The sequence below is a fragment of the Massilia sp. CT11-137 genome, from assembly GCF_047302885.1.
GTDB classification, from domain to species: Bacteria; Pseudomonadota; Gammaproteobacteria; order Burkholderiales; family Burkholderiaceae_D; genus Telluria; species Telluria orientalis.
On record NZ_JBKYMP010000002.1, the window covers coordinates 2445799 to 2464525 of the forward strand.

Sequence of the window (18727 nt, forward strand, 5' to 3'; positions counted from 1 at the left end):
CGGTCAGTGCGGCAGCGCCAGCCCCGCCGGGCGGGTGGCCGTGCCGCGGCCGGTCTCGCGCTCGATGCGCAGCACGTCGAGCGGACGCGTGACGCGGTAGCGCGCCAGCGCGGCGGCGCCCACGGCGACGGCCTGGGCGCCGAAATGCGAGGTGCGGATGGCGGGCGGCGGCAGCATGGCGGCGTGCGCATAGGCGGCCAGCACATGCCGCGCGGGTTCGATGAAGGCGTCGCCCAGCTGCAGCGCGGGACCGCCGATGACGATCGCCATCGGATCGAAGCCGGCCCACAGGTTGTTCAGCAGGATGCCGAGCTGGCGGCCGGCCGCGTCCACGGCGGCGCACGTCGCCGGGTCGCCGTCGGCCACGCGCTGGAACAGCCGCTCGAGCGCGGGATGGCTGGGGCGTTCGCGGCCCAGCAGCGAACCGAGGCCGATCAGCGCGTCGGCGCAGCCGCGCCGGCCGCACTGGCACAGCGGGCCGCCCGCCTGCAGGATCGCGTGGCCCACCTCGCCGGCATAGCCGTGCAGGCCGGTCAGCAGGCGGTCGTTGACGATCACGCCGGCGCCCACGCCATACCCGATCGACAGGTAGATCAGCGGATCGGTGCCCGACTGGTCGGCGAATTCGAATTCGCCCAGCGCCGCCACGTTCGCCTCGTTCTGCATGGACAGCGGCAGCCCGTCCAGCGGCGAGCCGGCGACGTGCGTCCGCACGATGCCGGCCACGTCGATGTCGCGCCAGCCCAGGTGCGGCGCGTGGCGCAGCAGGCCCAGGGCCTCGTCGACGGCGCCGTGCAGGCCGATGCCGACGCCGAGCACGCGCCGCGGCTTGCCGTGGCCGGCAGGGCGGGCGAGCCGCTTCGCCAGTTTCACGAGCGCGAGCGCAACGAGGCGGATGCACGAGGCGGGATCGGCCGGGTCTTCGTACGTGAGGATGCGCGTGTCGAGCACTTCGCCCAGCAGGTTCGTCGCGACGACGCGGGCCTCGTCCACGCCCAGGTCGGCGCCCAGCAGGGCGAGCCGCGACGGGTCCAGGTGCAGGGGCGTGGCGCGCCGGCCCACTTCGCCCGTCACGAGCAGTTCGCTTTCCGTGAGCCAGCCTTCGTCGACCAGTTCGCGCACGAGCAGGCTGATCGTGGATTTCGTCAGGCCCAGCACATCGGCCAGCGCCGCGCGCGACAGTCCAGGCTGGATGCTGACCTGGCGAACCAGTGCCATGCGGTTCAGTTGCTTGAGGAGTTGCTGGTCACCGGTAACGGGCATGGGTGGGAAAAATCAAGTGGGTTGTGATGATTATGCAACAGATTGGAAAATTTTGTTGGTCATGCATTATGCATAATCATAACTCCCGCGCTGTCGGTTGGTGAAAAGTATAACGGGATGCGCTTTGTCGCGGTTCCGAACGAAGTGATTGATTTATTTATGAAATCGATTTCTTGAACAAAAACCGGACATGGCCATACGTACGTTACGTAATGCATCATTCTCACGAATAACCACCGCCCAAACTGGTGCGCGGGCGCCTCTCGACCGTGCAAACAGTTGGTTCGACCGATTGACCAATGGAAGTATTGTTCTTAATCTTAAACAAATGATGTCCGCTATCAGTGACCAAAGAGTCAATCCATGAAGCGGGTACGCGAGGAGTAGTACCACCACCACGGACGTCGCCGCCCGGCGGGCGCGGCGTTTTTTTCGAGAGACGAGAGGAGACACAGTGCTGCACACCAAGAGGGTCTTTACCCACCACCTGAACACCAGGCACCGCCTGATCAGCCTCGCCGTTGCGAGCGCCTGCGCCGCCCTGGTCGCACCGGCGTTCGCACAGGACGCGAGCAATGGTGCTTCCAATGGCGTCGCATCGCCCAACGACCCGGCCGTCACCGCGCCGGTGCAGGGCGTCGCGACGAACACCGTCGTCGTGAAGGGTATCCGCGCCAGCATGCAGTCCACGCTGAACCTGAAGCGTAACTCCGATGGTATCGTCGACGGCATCGTCGCCGACGACATCGGCAAATTCCCCGACACCAACCTCGCCGAATCGCTGCAGCGCATTTCCGGCGTGTCCATCGACCGTTCGCGCGGCGAGGGCGCCAACGTCACCGTGCGCGGCGTCGGCCCCGACCTGAACGTCGTGCTGCTGAACGGCCGCCAGATGCCGACCGCCAGCCTGGCCGACCAGGCCGGCCGCGCATTCGACTTTTCGAACCTCGCTTCGGAAGCCGTGTCGCAGATCCAGGTGTACAAGAGCGCACGCGCCGACACGCCCCCGGGCGGCATCGGCGCCACGCTGAACATCATGACCGGCCGTCCGCTCGACCTGGGCAGCCAGGCCAGCATCGGCGTCAAGGGTGTGTACGACAAGTCAAACAACAACCTGCCGGGTATCGACGCCGGCAAGAAGGTCACGCCGGAAGTCTCGGGCCTGTACAGCACCACGTGGAACGACGGCATGTTCGGCCTCGCCGTCACCGGCAGCTACCAGTCGCGCAACCTGGGCGTGAACCAAGCGGCCATCACCAACGGCTGGCTCGGCCCGTACAAGGGCAACACCGTCAGCGACGACCCGGGTCCGATCCCCGCGAACGGCGCCGGCGTGACGAATCCGCCGAAGGCGTCCGACATCTACCTGACGCCGCAGAACCTGTCGTACTTCGTGCGCGGCTCGCAGCGCCAGCGTACCAACGGCCAGCTGACGTTCCAGTTCCGCCCGGTCAAGGAACTGACGACCACGCTGGACTACACGTACGCGCAGAACAAGATCCAGACCAAGTACCACGAACTGTCGGTCTGGTTCAATCACCCGCTGAACGCCCAGACCAGCAGCTGGACCAACGGTCCGCTCGCGTCGCCGATCTATTATGAAGAGCAGGTGAAGAACCAGGATCTGGCGATGAACGGCGGTAACTTCGCCACCAAGTCGACCCTGGACTCGATCGGCTTCAACACGCAGTGGCGCGCCTCGCCGGCCCTGCGCCTGTCGCTGGACATGCACCACTCGCAGGCCAAGGCCGAGAAGGACAGCCCGTTCGGTTCGAACAACGACCTCGCGACCGTCACCTTCAGCCGCAACACGACCGGCGTCGACTTCACGCAGGAGATGCCGATCCTCGTCATCCCGGGCGGCGCCAACTACCAGGCCTCGCCGAACCAGGTGTCCGGTTCGTGGTTCCAGGACGGCCTGAACAAGATGAAGATCGACCAGATCCAGGCCGGCGGCAGCCTGAAGCTGTTCGAATCGTCGAACCTGAACTTCGGCCTGTCGCACACGAAGGTCAACAACCATTCCGTGTTCCAGCAGGTGCAGCGCGACACGTGGGCGGGCGGCACGTCGAACAACGCGGGCGTCGACTATGACCAGAGCCTGTGGCATGCCGACACCATCAGCCAGTACTTCAGCAAGCTGGGTGGCTCGGGCGATCCGCGCCTGTACAACCAGTTCATGCTGTTCGACTTCGCCAAGGTGCGCGACAACGCGATCAAGGTCACGGGCGACCAGGCCGGCTACACCCCGAGCCTCGCGAACCCGAGTTTCGACCGCACGACGATCGAGAAGACCAAGGCGTTGTACATGCAGTTCAACACCGACTGGGATACCGCGCTGCCGATGCACACCGGTATCGGCTTCCGCTACGAGAAGACCGACGTCGCGTCGACCGGTCTCGCCAAGCTGCCGGTCGGCGTGCGCTGGATCTCGCAGAACGAACTGCCGGTGGACTTCGGCAACCAGGTCTTCCAGACCCAGCATGGCAAGTACAGCAACTTCCTGCCGACCGTGGACTGGGACATGGACGTGCGTTCCGACCTGAAGGTGCGCGCGAGCTACGGCGTGTCGATCGGCCGTCCGCGCTACGACCAGATCCAGGGCGGTACCACGTACAGCTCGACGGCGGGCGTGACGGGCGTGACGGGCAGCAGCGGCAACCCGGCGCTGACGCCGGTGAAGTCGAAGAACCTGGACCTGTCGACCGAGTGGTACTACACGAAGCAGAGCATGGTGTCGCTGGGCCTGTTCCACAAGGACCTGTCCGACTACGCGGGCCAGACCGTCGTCACGTCGCCGTCGCCGACGGCGCTGACGCCGGTGGGCGGCGCCTACTGGAAGGCTGCGATCGCGTCGGGCTGCGTGGCGACCGACACGAACTGCATGCGCGACTACATCCTGAAGAACTTCAACGGCCAGCCGGGCGTGACGTCGAAGGGCATCAACGGGGAAGGGCACTACACCGGCACGATCACGGGCGTGCCGGGCGACCCGGCGCTGCCGTACCAGATCACAACGTACATCAACCAGAAGAAGGCCTCGCTGAAGGGTGCGGAAGTCAACTGGCAGCACATGTTCAGCAACGGCCTCGGCTTCCAGGCGAACTACACGTACGTGAAGTCGGACCTCAAGTACGACAACCTGGGCACGGGTAACCAGTTCGCGCTGGTCGGCCTGTCGAACTCGGCCAACCTGGTCGGTATCTACGAGGACGACAAGTGGTCGGTGCGCCTGGCCTACAACTGGCGCGGCGAGTTCCTGGCGAACGTGGCCGACAATGGCAAGCCGAACCCGCAGTACGTCGAGCCGTACGGCCAGACCGACCTGTCGATCGGCTACAACGTCAACAAGAACCTGTCCGTGTCGCTCGAGGCGATCAACCTGACCGACTCGACCCAGCGCACGCACGGCCGCAGCGACCAGCAGGTGCTGCAGGTCACGACCGGCGGCCCGCGCTACATGCTGGGCGCGCGCTACAAGTTCTGATGAGTTGCTGACGCGGCGCTTCCGCGTCGCGTGGGATGCCGGGCTACCCTGCGGGGTGGCCCGTTTCGTTTTTGGCTTTGTCGGCTTTGAAGTAGCTCAACCCCCTGACCTGTGGGCTGTGCGATGTGTCGCGAAAATTTTCCTGCGTGACATTTGGTGAGCCTTCGGAATTGCTGCGCTGCTAACATTCGCCCCGGCATTTCGATCTAATCACTCAGGAGGGGCGATGAGCCAGCCATTGATCGTTCTCGGCGATAAGACCAGCCATGGCGGCACAGTCATCACGTGCTCACCCACTTGCGACACGATGGGGAAGGGGTGGGCGCGCGTCGGCGACATGGTGTCGTGTCCGCGTTGCAAAGGGGTGTTCCCGATCAGTCAGGGCGACCCGAGCCTGATCGATGACGGCCATGCCGTTGCCTATCACGGCTGCAAGGTTGCCTGCGGCGCCACGTTGATATCCAGTCAGATGATGACGCTGACCGAGCCGTCGGGTGGGGCCGGGCAGGGGGCTGCCGAGTCCGCAGCCGGCGGCGCGCTTCCAAAAGGCTTTGGGAGTGTCGGTGAGACCAAGGCTGCTGGCTATCAGGATGAAGCGGTGGGTAAAGAGGAGCACCGGTTTCGCGGCCGTTTCCAGGTCGTGGATCGCTCTACCGGGGAGCCTGTCGCAGGAGAGCGGGTACGTCTGCGTTCTACGAGCGGCCAGTATCTCGAAGGAACGACCGACGCCGACGGTTTTACGCAGTGGGTAGAGCGTGACGTCAACGAAGCATTGGCTTTGGAACTTCTGGGGCAGCAATGACCGAGCCCACGAAACCAACTCCACCACTGGCTACCGGCGGTATGTCGCGAGACGGCACAACGACAGTTGTTAATATCAATCGTGTCAAGCTCGATTACGTCGATAAGAAAGTCTTGTGCTCGGCCATATGCAAGTGCAAAGACACGCCTGGTGTCGGCAAGGATGGCCGATCGCTGAAGCAATCGTGCGTGTCTGGACGACTAAATAGCCTCGACGCTCTCCTAAAACACCTGAGCCCGTATAAACCTGAGGTGAACTACGACATGACGAAGGAGCCCCCGGCGCCAATAATGCATAGCGAGATCGAAACGAGAGCACATGATTGGCTGCCTGGCTGGATCAAGAAGTATTGGCATATTCCGGACGGAGACGGCAACACGCGGCCCGGATTCAAGGCTGGGAAGGGCTATATTCGCCGGCCCGACGTCGTTATCGTAAACGATCCCAGTAAGCCTCCGACTCAGGACAACATCAAACAAGTTGTCGAGATAAAGTTCCCGCCGGATACAATTACCAAGCCTCAGGAAGATGCGTACATACACATTGCCGGTGACGATAAGAAGGTAGTGGTTATGGGGCCAGAAGAATGCGACTGTGATCAGCCTGATCCCGATCCGCCGAAGGTTCCGGTCGAACAGCTAGGTGCGGCAGCAAGTATTGCCGGAATTTTGTACACCCTTTTTACCAAGCGGCCTCCGCCTGTGCCAGCGCCGGCTTTATAAGGAAACACCATGTCCGATTTACCTTTCGATCCGGTTGAATTGATGCGAGAGCATCCCGAAAAAATGCGCATTCCCGGCGGTCTGTTGACGAAGCAAGGCGCACAAACCTACGTGGGGAGTATGCCCGCCGTGACCGGGACGCTGTTCTTTAACGACGCGCACGTTCCGGAGGTGCGTGAAGCGATTTGTGCTTGCTTTGACGAGTATGAAGTAGTTGCGAAAAAACATTTAACTTGGCTTTGGCGAGCCGAACCGCCGGAAGGCCCGGACAAAATTGCGTACTTAAAATCCAAGCCCATGCGCGCCATGATGAAGCGCATGGATGAAGACGACCTGGTCAGTTTCACATACATCAGCGGCGAACAGCCGCACGAAGCAGGTGAGTGGGAATTCCAGGTGTTTGGTCGACGCGGCTGGGAAGCGAAAATGATTGTGCGCGGGACTTCGTCTCTGCGTTTCAGCATGCCCCTGCTATATGTCGAGGAACACCCGGCTGACTTTCAGACCATGTTCGTGAACTTTGCACGACGTCTGAACGCCATTCACGGTTACGCCGGCTATGGTCTGGTCGTATCGGTGGTACGAGAAGACGAAAATCAGCCTTTCGAAGCATATCTTTCCGAAAAGCTGAATGGACTCGATGTTGGCCAGCCCATTGACGCTTCCCGTACCGCGCACCAAGGAATCAAGACCATATCCTGGCTGACGGCCGTCAGCCAGGATATGGTCGAGAAAGTTGGTGGACTGGGGACGATTCGCTCCGAACTGCCAATGGACTGGTTCGCGCTCTATAACTACGGTGCCGGTCTCGTGATCCAGGCCGGACCCAAGCCCGAGGCAGCGCCGACCGACCAGCCGAAGCCAGCTTGTCTCGTGTTGCCGAACAAGCTCTTTCAATCGGTGCGCGCGCCAAAAGTCGATTTGCATTATGCGTCAAAGAATGGCGAACCCCGTCTGACAGGGTGGGGAGCCGAACAATGGCTGAAACGATTCGACATCGACGAAAGCGAACTTATGGTTTATAAAGCCCAGCTTCTCGACGAACCTAAGCTCACGCCATCCACGACGTTGCCGGACAGGCTGTAAGGGCCATGCGCTCCATTGTTGCGCCACCGCGCGGCTGGTGCGGTCTGCCCCCGGCAGTATCGCGACGGTGCCGGGCATCCGTGACGAGGCCTTGCTCGCGCCGACACTGAGACAGATGGGAATGATCGTGCCGCGCCTTGCTGCCAGGGCGCGCCGGGCAACTGCCATCCCAATGTGCTGAGGTGTCGCGATCAACGCGTTATGGTAGCGTATAGCAATGCGGTTCAAGCAGATTTTTATCCCTTTCCGGCGTTTTTAGCGATTGCGTATGTGACCGCTAACAGCGACAATAACAGTTCAACTATAACGCGCACGCCGCCGCTCCCGGCAGGTAATGTGCCGAGGAGACGTCCGAAACCGCCCGCCACGCGCGGGCCACGGGTCATACGGCCCGTAATGACAGCCTCTCCGGCCCATCGCCGCCGCCCGCGAACGCGTCGCCCGATTCACCCCCTGCGATAGAGGACTGGATGAGACTTACCCTGCACCGCACGCTGATTGCGCTAACATCGGCGCTTGCCTTCGTACCCGCGGCCTTCGCCGCTCCGCTGACCACCCTGGACCGTAACGGTGCCTGGGTGTCGGTGGAAGCGTATGGCCCGAACATCGTCCACGTGACGATCGCCGTCGACAAGGACGAAGTCCTCAAGGGGCCGGGCTACGGCATCCTGAAGAAGAACGCGGACAACGGCGCGTTCCGCCACGCCGCGGGCCAGGACGGCGACACGTTCACCTCCAATGGCATGACCGTGCACGTGAACGCGGCGCCGCCGGCGCGCACGCCGAGCCAGCCCGAGAAATACTTCGCGCCGTCGCTGGCGCCGGTGGGCCTGCAGGTCAAGAACGCCAAGGGCGAGCAGATCCTCGAGATGCAGGGCTGGGAGATGTCGCCGCAGACCGTCAACGGCGAGAAGACCTACCAGGTCGGCGCGTCGTTTGCCGCCGCCCGCGACGAGCATTACTACGGCATGGGCCAGAACCAGGAATCGACGGGTCCCCTGGACCTGCGCGGCCGCACGCTCGAGTGCAAGCACTGGTACGACGCGCCGACCGGCGAATCCGTCTGCGTGCCGTTCATGGTGTCGTCGAAGGGCTACGGCATCGTGTGGGACAACCCGTCGGTCACGCGCTTTAACGCGGGCATCCACGGGCGCACGAGCTTCCAGTCGAACGTGGGCGAGCGCGTGTCGTTCTTCGTCATCACCGGCAAGACCAGCGACGAGATCTACTCGGGCTACGCGCGCCTGACCGGCAAGACGCCGATCCCGCCGAAGGCCGCGTTCGGCCTGATCCAGTCGAAGGCGCGCTACGACAGCCAGCAGGAAGTGCTGCGCGTCGCGAACACCTATCGCCAGAAAAAATACCCGCTCGACGTGATGGTCGTCGACTGGTTCTACTGGACCCGCATGGGCCAGATGGACATCAACCCGGCCGAGTTCCCGGACCCGGACGGCATGAACAAGCAGCTGCACGACATGGGCATGCAGTCGATCGTCTCGATCTGGCCGCGCTATGAAACGGCGGGCCGCTACTTCAACGAGCTGGATGCGAAGGGCTATCTGCTGAAGGACAAGGACGGCAAGACCGTCGACGGCCTGCCGTTCCGTTCGGACCGCACCGGCGGCCTGATCGACGCGACCAATCCGAAAGCGCGCCAGTGGTTCTGGGAGAAGTCGCGCGACAACATTCTGTCGCACGGCTTTGACTACCCGTGGCTGGACGAGACCGAACCGGACCTCGTCCCGGACGGCTACTTCTATTCGATCGGCTCGGGCGACCGTTACCACAACCTGTTCCCGCTGCTGCACGTGGAAGGCTTCGCCGACAACATGCGCACGTGGAAGCCGAACAAGCGCGTGCTGATCCTGTCGCGCGCCGCCTACCTCGGCTCGCAGCGCACGGGCGCGCTGTTCTGGTCCTCGGACGTGAACGCGACGTGGGAAGCGCTGCAGCGCCAGATCCCGACGGGCCTGAACATGACGGCTTCCGGCATCGCGCTGTGGGGTAACGACATCGGCGGCTGGCAGGGCATCCCGGGCAAGAGCGACGGCACCAAGCCGCCGCTGCTCGATCCGTCGGATGCGCGCGACGTCGTCGGCCAGAACGACGACTATCCGGAGCTGCTGACCCGCTGGTTCCAGTACGGTACGTTCCTGCCCACGCTGCGCCTGCACGGCCAGCACAAGCACACGGACATCTGGTCCTTCGGCAAGCAGGCGGAAACCATCCTGGCCCGCTACGACACGCTGCGCTACCAGCTGATCCCGTACATCTACAGCCAGGCCAAGTTCACGCACGACACGGGCGCACCGTTCATGCGCGCCCTGTGGATGGACTTCCCGAACGACCCGAACGTCGCCAACATCGGCACGCAGTACATGTTCGGCCCGGCGTTCCTGGTGGCGCCGGTGACGGAGCAGGGCCAGACGGAGAAGAACGTCTATCTGCCGGCCGGCACCGACTGGTACAACTTCTGGACCGACGAGAAGCTCGCCGGCGGCCAGTGGGTCAAGGTCGCCGCACCGATCTCGCAGATCCCGGTGTTCGTGAAGGCCGGCTCGATCGTCCCGTTCGGCACCGACATCCAGTCGACCGCGACGAAGCAGGGTATCGCGTCGATCAAGGTCTACCCGGGCCGCGACGCGTCCTTCGACCTGTATGACGACGACGGCGTGTCGTACGATTACGAGAAGGGCAAGGGCACGACGACCCGTCTGCAGTGGAACGACGGTGCCGGCAAGCTCGAGGCCCGCGGTGGCGATGCGAACCTGGCGAAGAACCTGTCGAGCATCGTGAAAGTCGTAGGTAAATAATCGCGTGACGCATGGTGGGCACAGGGTGCCCACCATGCGAATTCGACGCAGCCGTACGGTGGGCTCCCCGAGCCTGCCAACCCCCAGTCATCCGGTCCAGCGACCAGTCTCCACCTCCCTTCGCAATCAGCGGCACCAGCAGCGCCGCCCAGACCAGGCCCAGTCGGCGAGCCGCGTGCACAGCGCGCCGGAGCTCCCTTCGGCGCGGGCGAACTGCAACGCTTCGAAACCCGGCGCCGCAAGCACGCGCAGGCGCGCGCGACGAAGGCCGTCGTCAGCGACCACTCGATCCACGCCAGTTCGCGCAGGTCCGGGTTATCCGGGAAGGCATCCAGCGTCCATGCGCGCGGCGGGTTGCTCCGGCTGTGGCCCGCGAGATGGACCCTGGCGCACGTGCTGCGCGGGGATGCCGTCGAGATAAGCGAAAGGATCGAAACCGCGATTCGCGGCGCTGACGTGCACGTCGTTCACGTCCAGCGGCAGGCCGCAGCCCGTGCAAGTTGAAACGGCCGGTGCGCGACCACGAGAGGTGATCCGACCCATACGGGGGATCGCCCGCGCCGACGAGCGCCTTCGGGCGCTTGACATGGCTCGCTCATTCGATCGGTGTGCGTGGTAACGGTCGCGTCACGCCGGCGTTCGCGCGGGCTCGCGGAGCCCGCCCTGCGCTTCTTCGGTGACGACCTGTTCTTTTTCGGTCGGCGTGCCGCCGGGCGCCATGCATTCCGTCGGCGTCTTGGCGATCACGCCCTGGCCCTTGCACTGGTTCCGGCCCTTGCAACCGTTCTTCGCCGTGGCACACAGGCGCTCGCCCTTGCAGGCGTTGATGCCGTAGCAGCGGCCCGGCTGTTCCTGGTCCTTGCCGGCGGCATGCGACGGGCTCGCGATGCCGGGGGCGGCGATGGCGATGGAATCCCCGGCAATGCGTCGACGGGGAATTACGACACATTTGAACCCAAACCCATGTGATGCATGCAACCTGAATAAGGTCAGACATCCTATGTGTTGTTATCGCATAACACCCCTAACACGCAATTTGTGGTAGCGGATAGCAAATCTCAGAGGGAGCGTCCCCGTCTATGAGGCGAGCGATATGAATTCGAGTATCGATGACGAGAAAAAATTTATTGGTTCGATGATATTTACTCAAGTATGGTACCTACATGTCAGACGTCGTACTTGAATAACAACCTTTATAGGGTGTTTTCATCGATAGTCCGGCGCAGTTCGTACCGTGGCCAAAAATGTTAGCGTTTAACATTTTGTGTTAGGGCGAGCGCAAAAAATACCGAACAAGGAGAACCGTTACCGGAAAATGAACGCTGCACCGACCATCTCACCGCAAGACCAAAAAGGCCTCAAGGCCACCAGAGAAGAAGAGAGAGGAGACAAATGATGCACCACTGGAACAGCGCCGCCCGGCGCAAGACACCGTATTGCCGCAACGCGTTTGCACTGACCGTCCTGGCCGGCCTCGTGTCCAGCGCCTGGGCGCAGGACAACACCGAACTGAAGGCGCAGGGCAGCGCCCCGACCGTTACCGTGACGGGCTACCGCAGCTCGCTGGCATTGTCCGCGCTGGAGAAGCGCGAGAACAACGGCCTCACCGACACCGTGTTCTCCGAGGACATGGGCAAATTCCCCGACCCGAACATCGCCGACGCGCTGTCGCGCGTGCCGGGCGTCACCGTGACCCGCGCGTCGATCGACGGCGAAGGCATGAACATCTCGATCCGCGGCATGGGGCCGGCGTTCACCCGCGTGCTGCTGAACGGCGCCCCGATGGCGTCCGCTTCGGCCGGCAGCTGGGGCGGCAACATCAGCGCCAACCGCGAAGTGGACATGGACTTCCTGCCGTCCGAACTGTTCCGCAGCGCGACCGTGTACAAGAGCCAGCAGGCCGACATCAGCGAAGGCGGCGTGGCCGGTACCGTCAACATGCGCAGCGTGCGCCCGTTCGACAAGAACGGCTTCCGTTCGGCGTTCACGGCCAGCGGCAACTACCGCGACAAGGACGGCAAGTGGGGCAACACGGGGTCGGCCCTCGTCAGCAACACGTGGAACACGCGCTTCGGCAAGGTCGGCGCGCTGTTCGGCTTCGCCTGGGGTAACACGAAATACCACACCGACGTGTTCCAGACCGTCGACATGCGCACGTTCCGCCTGAATGCGGACCAGCGCAACGCCTCCGACCCGGCCTCGATCGGCGGCGACTACTTCAACAGCCCGACCACCGTCCCCAGCGGCATGGACCTGTCGTCCCTGCCGGCGTACGCGCAGGCCGTGCTGAAGCCGGGCGCGCCGATCGACCGCGCGATGCTGCTGGCGCTGAACCCGGGCGCGACGATCCAGCAGATCGACAACGGCCTGATGGGCCGCCTGCCGCGCTACCTGGTGTACGACGGCGAGCGCCGCCGCCGCGGCGAGACGCTGAGCTTCCAGTGGCAGCCGAACGAGGACTGGATGGTCTACACGGACCTGATCTTCGCCCAAAAGGGCAACAAGATGCAGCAGGAAGACATGGCCGCCGGCATGCGCGCCAATACCCCGATCCCGATCGGCCTGACGTTCGACCGCACCGACTGCTCGGCCTATTGCACGATCACGGGCGGCACGCTGGCGAATACCTTCTGGGGCCTGGAATTCCGCCCGATGAAGGAAAACACGCACTTCCGCAGCATCAATCCGGGCTTCGAGTGGCACGCGTCCGACCGCCTGACCATCGACGGCCACGTCAACTACACGGACAGCGAGTTCTACCGCGACATGCCGACCGTGCTGGTGGCGACGCAGTCGGCGCCGACCGTCGTCAAGTACGACAACTCGACGCCCGGACAGATTCCGGTCATGTCGAGCAACATCGACATCAACGACCCGAACAAGTTCGGCTGGTACCAGCCGGGCCAGGGCCTCTCCGGCCTGCGCGGCGACATCTACCAGCGCCGCAACACGACGAAGGGCTCGCGCCTGAACCTGAACTGGGGCGACGACACGTTCGCGATCAAGGTGGGCGGCTCGTTCGACGACATCACGCGCCGCTACACGGACTACGGCAACGCCGACGCGTGGATGAACTACACCTGCGGCAACCAGACCAGCTACCAGTTCATCCAGCCGGACCGGGCGCTGCAAGGCCAGTGCGACGGCCGCTTCGCGCCGGGCCCGATCCCCGCCGGCACCTATCCCGGCTACGGCACGGGCTACACGCAGGGCCAGACGGCGCCGCTGACCTACCTGGGCTCCGCGGTCACGAACGGCGACCTGGCGAAGTACGTCCACAAGAGCGATCACGGCTTCATCACGATCGACTGGGACAAGTTTGCCCAGGACACCAACTACCAGCACTACCGTAACCTGTTCTTCGCCGCGCCGACGACCAACGGCGGCTACCTGCGCGAGAAGGTGTCGGCATTCTACGTCTCGACCAATGGCCGCTTCCCCGTGTTCGGCCGCACGCTGCGCTACAACGCCGGCGTGCGCTACGCGACGACGGAGCAGACGATCGGCGCCCCGGTCAACACGCCCGACCCGCGCAACGCCGCGCAGGGCCTGCAACAGGGCGGCCGCTACCCGGACATGCAGACCTGGGTGTACGAATCGACCAAGTACCACAACATCCTGCCGTCGTTTAACCTGTCGTACAACCTGACGAAGAACGTGATCGCGCGCCTGTCCGGCTCCAAGTCGCTCACGCGCGCCAACCCGGCGGACCTGCACCAGACCCAGCTCTCGATCGGCGACCAGGGCGTGAACCAGGGTAACGTGACGAACCCGAACCTGAAGCCGTTCAAGGCCAACAACCTGGACGCGGGCCTGGAATGGTATTTCAGCCGCGAAGGCTATGTCGCGCTGTCCGGCTTCGCCAAGGACATCGTGAGCCGCCCGGGCCAGCGCCAGATCGACTACACGTTGTCCGACCTGGACAAGATCTACGGCACGGTGGGCCTGACGGACGCGCAGCAGGCGGCCGTGGACGCTGCCGGCGGCCGCGACAAGAAGCACGTGATCATCACCGAGCCGTACATGATCGACTCCAAGCTGAAGGTACGCGGCCTGGAATTCACGTGGCAGCAGCCGCTGGACATGCTGCCGGTGAAAGGCTTCGGCTTCACGGGCAACTTCACGTACACGAAGCAGAAGGATGAAGCCGCGGGCGCACCGCCGGTGGCCGGCGTCCCGCCGCGTACCAACAACCTGACCGTGTACTACGAGAAGGACGGCCTGAACCTGCGCGTATCGCGCCAGTACCAGGCTAGCCTGATCAGCAACACGAACACGGGGCTGGGCAATGGCGTGTATGCGTATTCGACGGGGCGCTCGCAGGTCGACATGTCGGCCGGCATCAACCTGCAGAAGGTGTTCGGCTTCGGCTACAACGCGGACCTGACGCTCAGCGTCTGGAACCTGAACAACGCGAAGAGCCAGAACTACACGGCGTTCTCCAACGCGATCTTCGACGAGAACAAGCCGGGCCGCAGCTACACCATGTCCCTGCGTACCTCGTTCTGATCACTTAGTTGCGTCTCCCCGGGCCGTTTTGCTGGCGGTCCGGTATTCATGGAGCGGCCGTGTCTCCGGCCGCTCCTTTTTTATTTCGCAGTTTCCGGCCCGCGGGCCGCGCGCCCGTCAGGCCGCGCGAGCGTCGTCGTCGGGCGTCGCGTAGACCGGGAAGTCCGTATATCCGGCTTCGCCACGGCGCGTGTAATAGGACGAGGGGGCCGCTTCAGCCAATGGCCAGCCGTGTCGCAGCCGTTCGGCCAGGTCAGGGTTCGCGATATAAGGCCGACCGAAGGCGATCAGGTCGACGAGGCCGGTGTCGAGAGCACGTTGCGCACTGTCGCGGCCGTTGAAGCCGCCACACCAGATAATCGCACCCCTGAACTTCGTTCGCACTTCTGCAAGCAGGGCGTGATCGATGTGGCTGGCCTGGAACTCGGCGGTTTCCATATTCCCTTCGGGCATCAGCTCGTACACGAGATGCAGATAGGCGACGCCGCGTCGCCCCAGTTGCTCGGCAACATAGACCAGGGTTTCCACCGCAAGCGGGTCCGTCGGCATGGCGTTGAATGTTCCGAACGGGGAAAGGCGAACGCCGACGCGTCCGGGGCCAAGTTCCCGTACCGCCGCGTCGACGACTTCCATCAGGAAACGGGTACGGTTGGCCACGCTTGCGCCACCATAGCGATCCGTACGGGTATTCAGTACCGAGTTCATGAATTGATCGAACAGGTACCCGTTCGCACCATGGAGTTCGACGCCATCGAAGCCGGCGTCGCGCGCGTGGGCGCAGGCCTGGGCGAAGGTCGTCACCAGCTCCGCGATTTCATGGGTATGAAGCGCCCTGGGCGCGCCCGCCGGGACATGCCCCAGCCTCCCGTCCGGACCGTGTGCGAAGACATTCGCCTCCGCCCTTTCATCGGAGACGCCCAACGGCGCCTGCCCGTCCGGCATCAGCGACGGGTGCGCCATTCTGCCTACGTGCCATAGCTGCAGGAAGATCGTGCCCCCTGCGCGGTGGACGCGTTCCGTCACCTTGCGCCAGCCCGCTCGCTGGGCTTCCGTGTAGATGCCAGGCGTCAGCGCGTAGCCGTTGCTCGATGGCGCAACGTCGGTCGCCTCGGTCACGAGCAGGCCGCCGCTTGCCCGTTGCGCGTAGTAAGTCGCCATGAGGTCGTTGGGAACATCGCCTTCGGACGCCCGCGTACGCGTCATGGGCGCCATCACGATCCGGTTCTTCAGCTGAACGGATCCGCCAAGCATAAAAGAGTCGAACAGGTCTATCATGGATTTCCTTCGGGTTGGTTCGGTCGAAAGAAAATCTTAATGTTCGATGGCCCCCGCGATCTACACACCAATCGGTTAGCAGAGAAATGAAGATCATGAAGCGATTGCCGGGCTTGCCGGTCGAGCGTGCGCTGGGTGTCCTCGCCGGACGCTGGAAAGCGGTGCTCTTGTATGTATTGTTGGACGGGCCGCAACGGACCCGTGATCTGGAGCGGCGTATCGTCGGGATATCGCAAAAGGTGCTGATCGAGCAGTTGCGCGCGCTGGAAGAACACGGGACGGTGACACGACGGTCGAGTGCCGGGGACCCCCAGGGCGTCGAGTACCAGCTCACGCCGCTCGGCGCAAGCCTGGAGCCTGTCCTGGAATCGCTCATCGATTGGGGGACGTTCCACGCCACCGAGCTCGACGAAGCGGACAGGCTTCTGCCCTGCGCCGCCGTCGTTCGACATCGCGCTGCCTGAAAGGCGTTCGCGACCGGAATGCGCCGCCCGCGCGCGGCGTTTATCGTTGGATGGGCGACCAGTTGAACCGCACGCCGTCGCTTCCATCCGGCACCGGCCCCGGACTGTCCGCCCGCACCGCATGCGTGACCGGATCGACACGCACGAACCGGTTCGTCACGAGCGACATCAGCACCAGTTCGCCGGTCGGCGTCTCGATCCACTGGAAGCTCTCCGCCTTGCCGGGCTTCCCTTTGCGCACGCCTACGTTACCCTTCGCGTCGACGCTGACCCAGGCCGCGCCGGATTGCAGGGCGACACGTCCGAGCCCCATGTCCTGCACCCGATACGGCGCCACCTTGCGGCCGGTCTTGAATTCCGCGAGCTGGATGCGCTGTCCGAACGGGATCGCGCGCATCAGGCCGTGCGGATTCGGCTGGTAGACGTCGATGCTGTCGAAATCCGCGTGCCCACCCGTCTTCCCGGACTGGTTGTAGTTGAAGAGGGCATAGCGCACGCCCTGGAACGTCTTCAGCTGGAACACCATCGTGAACGGCGCGCCGATCGGCGCGAAGTCCTTGCCGTCGACGGACCAGGAAAAGCGCGCCTGCTCGGTGAGGAAGTCGCAATCCGCTCGCAACTGCACGCGCGTGGCGCCGGCCGGCAGCGGCACGCGCACGGTGCGGCCGCTGATCTGGTCGTACAGTGCCACTTGCAGGCCGGTCGCCGTCTTTTCCACGCCCAGCGTCGCATACGGAAGGTTCAGCAGGGCGAGGCCGGCGACGTCGCCGTCGGCGAGTCCGGACGCATCCAGCGTTACCGTCGGCGACGAGCGCGGGCCGATGGCGCGCTGGGTCAGGCTGTTGCGCGCCTGCCAGAACGACGTCGCCGGCAGCGCGTGCAGGCGCAGGTAGCCGGGGCGCTCCGTCAGCGACCATTGGCCGTCGACCGGCACGTGGTTCCACTGCCAGAGCGGCTGCAAGGTCGCGCCCGAAAAGTCGTCGCTGCGCGCAAACGGTACCGCGATCGGGGACGGCGCGGCCGTCTTCGGCTTGACCCACGTGCGCGGGTTGCGGCCCAGGTTGCCGGGCAGGCCGAAGTACGGCCAGCCATCCTTCCACGTGATCGGCGAAAGGCTGAGCAGGCGGCCGACCGAATTAAAATCCATCATCGAGAAGCCCCACCATTCGCCGGCCGGCGTCAGCACGATGCCGCCCTGGTGCAGCGAGTTGCTGTTGCGGGCCGACGGGTCCGGCGGCTCGATCGCGGAGAGGGTCCTGTTGTCCTTCAGCCGGTAGCCCTGCGCCATGCCGAAGTCTTCGTCCTTGCTGATGGCCTGGTTCACTTCATACGGTCCATCGACCTTGTCCGCGCGCGCGGCGGGCATGCGGAAGCCGCCCTCGTAGTTGGCGGAGAGGATGTAGTACTTGCCCTGGATCTTGTAGATGTGCGCGCCTTCGCCCATGCCGGCGTCCTGCGCGAACAGCACTTTCTCGGTGCCGGGCACGATGTCCGTCAGGTCGTCCGTCAACTGCGCGATGTGCATGCGCTGGTGGTCCCACACGACCCACGCCTTGCCGTCGTCGTCGAACAGGACGGACAGGTCGTGCAGGCTGCGCTTCATCTCGCGGTGCGTCCAGGGGCCGCGCGGATCGGTGGCGGAGAAGATCTGCGTGGCGCGGCCGTTCACGTTGCTGAAGATGTAGAACGTGCCGTTCCGGTAGCGCAGGCTCGGGGCCCAGATGCCCTGGCCATAGATGCTCTTGCCGTCCTCCAGGCGGTAGGCCGGGCCGAAGTCCAGCTTGTCGACGGCATAGCCGAGGAATTCCCAGTTCACGAGATCGCGCGAGCGCAGGATCGGCAGGCCGGGCATCGCGTGCATCGTCGTGCCGGTGAGGTAGAACCAGTCGCCCACGCGGATCATGTCCGGGTCGGAGAACTCGTCGTAGAACAGCGGGTTCGTGAACGTGCCGTTGCCGTTGTCCGGCGTCCAGGTGGACGTCGACAGGCCGGTGGCGGGGCGCGGTTCTTCCTGCGCACGTGCGCCCATGCAGGCGAGGGTGGCGCAGAGGGCGAGGACCGTCGCGGCAAGGCGCGGCGGGCGGGGGCGGTGTGCGGTCATGTGCGGTCCGGTGGATTCAGGGCATCCGGCAATGTAGGGCATGCATGCTAGCGCTGTCAAAAGGGCGGTGTGGTGCCGGCGGCGGCAGGTGCACGGCGCGCCGGCGTCGCCAAGTCGTTGTTATTGCTGGCTTTTACGCGATAACCCGCCATCAGTTCTGCAACTAACCGACATGAGCGATACCCAACCCGATATCGGTCGCCAG

The 18727-nt window shown here is 64.0% G+C and carries 12 protein-coding genes; 7 read left to right on the plus strand and 5 right to left on the minus strand.

Annotation, left to right across the window (positions count from 1 at the left end; all coding sequences use genetic code 11):
* Positions 1–3: 3 nt before the first annotated feature.
* On the minus strand, positions 4–1263 hold the full coding sequence (locus tag ACEN98_RS27605) for an ROK family protein (protein WP_413388086.1): 1260 nt from the start codon (positions 1261–1263) through the stop codon (positions 4–6).
* Positions 1264–1717: 454 nt separating this feature from the next.
* Between ACEN98_RS27605 and ACEN98_RS27610 the strand changes: the two genes are divergently transcribed.
* From ACEN98_RS27610 to ACEN98_RS27630, 5 genes are all read left to right on the plus strand, one after another.
* Positions 1718–4750, plus strand: a complete 3033-nt coding sequence (locus tag ACEN98_RS27610) for a TonB-dependent receptor (protein WP_413388087.1) — start codon at positions 1718–1720, stop codon at positions 4748–4750.
* Between the two features lie 226 nt (positions 4751–4976).
* Positions 4977–5552 carry a PAAR domain-containing protein gene (locus ACEN98_RS27615; protein WP_413388088.1) on the plus strand — a complete coding sequence of 192 codons (576 nt, stop codon included), beginning with the start codon at positions 4977–4979 and terminating at the stop codon, positions 5550–5552.
* Complete coding sequence (locus tag ACEN98_RS27620; RefSeq protein WP_413388089.1) at positions 5549–6274, plus strand: VRR-NUC domain-containing protein; 726 nt, start codon at positions 5549–5551, stop codon at positions 6272–6274. Before ACEN98_RS27615 ends, ACEN98_RS27620 begins: the two co-directional genes overlap by 4 nt.
* 9 nt (positions 6275–6283) lie before the next feature.
* On the plus strand, positions 6284–7360 hold the full coding sequence (locus tag ACEN98_RS27625) for a type VI immunity family protein (RefSeq protein ID WP_413388090.1): 1077 nt from the start codon (positions 6284–6286) through the stop codon (positions 7358–7360).
* 470 nt (positions 7361–7830) lie between these two features.
* The gene (locus ACEN98_RS27630) at positions 7831–10173 is read left to right on the plus strand and encodes a TIM-barrel domain-containing protein (protein WP_413388091.1); all 2343 of its coding nucleotides are present in this window, start codon (positions 7831–7833) and stop codon (positions 10171–10173) included.
* Between the two features lie 315 nt (positions 10174–10488).
* Here ACEN98_RS27630 and ACEN98_RS27635 read toward each other — a convergent pair whose 3' ends face one another.
* On the minus strand, positions 10489–10761 hold the full coding sequence (locus ACEN98_RS27635) for a DUF692 family multinuclear iron-containing protein (protein ID WP_413388092.1): 273 nt from the start codon (positions 10759–10761) through the stop codon (positions 10489–10491).
* A 39-nt stretch (positions 10762–10800) separates the two neighbouring features.
* A complete protein-coding gene (locus ACEN98_RS27640) occupies positions 10801–11151 on the minus strand; it encodes a hypothetical protein (protein WP_413388093.1) in 351 nt (116 codons plus the stop codon).
* A 414-nt stretch (positions 11152–11565) separates the two neighbouring features.
* On the opposite strand from ACEN98_RS27640, the gene ACEN98_RS27645 reads away from it, so the two are divergent.
* Positions 11566–14682 carry a TonB-dependent receptor gene (locus ACEN98_RS27645; RefSeq protein WP_413388094.1) on the plus strand — a complete coding sequence of 1039 codons (3117 nt, stop codon included), beginning with the start codon at positions 11566–11568 and terminating at the stop codon, positions 14680–14682.
* 117 nt (positions 14683–14799) lie between these two features.
* On the opposite strand, the gene ACEN98_RS27650 is transcribed toward ACEN98_RS27645, so the two are convergent.
* On the minus strand, positions 14800–15957 hold the full coding sequence (locus ACEN98_RS27650; RefSeq protein ID WP_413388095.1) for an alkene reductase: 1158 nt from the start codon (positions 15955–15957) through the stop codon (positions 14800–14802).
* Between the two features lie 86 nt (positions 15958–16043).
* Here ACEN98_RS27650 and ACEN98_RS27655 point away from each other — a divergent pair, with 86 nt between their 5' ends.
* Complete coding sequence (locus tag ACEN98_RS27655) at positions 16044–16421, plus strand: winged helix-turn-helix transcriptional regulator (RefSeq protein ID WP_413388096.1); 378 nt, start codon at positions 16044–16046, stop codon at positions 16419–16421.
* A gap of 40 nt (positions 16422–16461) precedes the next feature.
* Here ACEN98_RS27655 and ACEN98_RS27660 read toward each other — a convergent pair whose 3' ends face one another.
* The gene (locus ACEN98_RS27660; protein ID WP_413388097.1) at positions 16462–18522 is read right to left on the minus strand and encodes a family 43 glycosylhydrolase; all 2061 of its coding nucleotides are present in this window, start codon (positions 18520–18522) and stop codon (positions 16462–16464) included.
* Positions 18523–18727: the final 205 nt, after the last annotated feature.